Source organism: Pseudoalteromonas sp. AOP7-A1-14, assembly GCF_052376275.1.
GTDB lineage: Bacteria > Pseudomonadota > Gammaproteobacteria > Enterobacterales > Alteromonadaceae > Pseudoalteromonas.
Map to the genome: position 1 here is coordinate 1 of NZ_JBQSVO010000219.1, position 1,837 is coordinate 1,837.

3 protein-coding genes are annotated in these 1,837 nt (G+C 34.1%); all 3 read right to left on the minus strand.

Annotated elements, in window-relative coordinates; genetic code table 11:
- Positions 1–143: 143 nt before the first annotated feature.
- Genes ACT3RM_RS17655 through ACT3RM_RS17665 form a run of 3 tightly spaced genes read right to left on the minus strand, consistent with a single transcriptional unit; the run spans position 144 to position 1,611 of the window.
- Entirely contained in the window at positions 144–653 is a 510-nt protein-coding gene (locus ACT3RM_RS17655; protein ID WP_444511486.1) for a hypothetical protein, read from the minus strand.
- A gap of 21 nt (positions 654–674) precedes the next feature.
- Complete coding sequence (locus tag ACT3RM_RS17660) at positions 675–986, minus strand: hypothetical protein (protein WP_444511487.1); 312 nt, start codon at positions 984–986, stop codon at positions 675–677.
- Positions 979–1,611 (minus strand): ParA family protein, encoded by a 633-nt coding sequence (locus ACT3RM_RS17665; protein WP_444511488.1) that lies wholly within the window; start codon positions 1,609–1,611, stop codon positions 979–981. Before ACT3RM_RS17665 ends, ACT3RM_RS17660 begins: the two co-directional genes overlap by 8 nt.
- Between the last annotated feature and the right edge of the window lie 226 nt (positions 1,612–1,837).

The window sequence follows — 1,837 nt, forward strand, 5'->3', positions numbered from 1 at the left end:
ATTTTTTTTTATAATTTGACTAATAGAGCAATTATTTATATATTTAGTGGGCAAACAACAAACGATTTTCGCTTTAGTGCTTCCAACACTGGCGAAAAAAAAAAGCCGCTTTAAAGCGGCTTTTTTGTGTTTAATACTCATGGTTATTTTTTTAGGCTTTTAATTGTTTCTGCTGTTTGCTGCATAAACGATCTAATGGGCCTAACAAAACGTTTTTGGAGTTGTTTAGCTTGGGAAGGTAATAAAACCCCAGTCCTAACCATTGAATCAATGGCTAGTGATTGTTTATCAAAGTGTTTAAAACCCTCAATAAACAATAAACTATGAGGGCTGTTAGGAAATTCAACTTTTATATCAAGCGGCCAATCATCACTACTATTGGACTTAGCAAGTCTCTGTAATTCATCCCTATTTAAACCAGTGTTTTCAATGAGTGCATTTATCACGCAGTCATTATCTACAACCTTTTTATTTAATCCCTTTAATTTCAAAGCGGAATCAGCATTAAAATCTGCACTAGATTTTTTTACCACTCCCGCCAGAGCTGTCACAGTATACGCACCGCAAGAGTGCATATTTTCTTTAGTCTTATCTATCAATTTCACATCCCACACGGATGCAGCATACTTTGATTTAATAATAATGTGTGCCATTTAATATCCCTCTATAGCGGCTTAAATATCAACCTCATTCTGAAGCCATTTGGTAATTAGTGCTGATATAATTTTAGATTCACTAACTAAACCCCGTTTATCATTGAATTGCTCTTTTTCTTGCTCTGTTATATACCCAACAACCCGTTGATTAGCCTTTTCTGTTTGGGCCTTTTTTGGCCTTCCTATATTAGAACTAAGAGCCTCACTTTCCTTTTCGGCCTCTTCTATTAGATTAACTTTTTGGTTTGACTCTGAGCTTACCTGAGCCTTTATTTCATCACTTTGTTGTGTCTTTTTAGAAGCTAAAAAGTTGCTTAAATCATCATTCATTGTTACCACCAAAAACATGCTTTATTAACTCGTTAAAGTTATCTTTAGCCTCGGCATAGTTACGGGCGTTTAAACCACCATCCGACCACATAGAACGTACACTTCGCTTTTCATCCCACAAGTTATTATAAGCCTCACTTGATTTTAGAGGGAACGTTGGGTATTTAAGTAAAATATCCCCAGCGGTTTCAAAAAGCCTTTTATTTGATTTAGAAACTTTTTTATATGCAGTTAGTAAAATGGTGATCTTTGATGTGAAATCAGAAATATCAGAAACGGTATGTACAAACTGTTTTATTTTGTTTGCACTTTCGCCTTTAGTCGGAATTAAAACCCGATCTGACACCAATGCAGCTTGCTTTATTCGTTCGTCAGTTTTACCCGCGAAATCGAATATTAAAACCTCATTGTTATCTGTTCTAAGGTATTCTGGGGGGATTTTAGCGCCACGTTCAGGGAGTACAATGTAATTTTCTTGGGGTAATACATCATCTAAACCATGAGCTTGTTCATTAGTAATGATTTTCACATTAGCAAAATCATTTTCTTTTAAAGTAAAAGCCAAATTAAGCGCCACGGTACTTTTACCGACTCCGCCCGCCTGACTAAATATTGTTAAAATCATTTTAACCTCTTAGTGAGTAAAAAACACACTAAACATATTAAACCTAAAAAACACAAAAAACCACAAAAAACACTAATATATTTAAAAATATATTAGTGTTAAATATGTTTTTTGTGCTAAAAAACACACTCAACATAAAAAACATAAGTGACATAAGTGACATAAGTGACATAAGTGACATGAATATCAATTGCGCGTTTAGTGTTAAATATGTTAAAGGTACAAA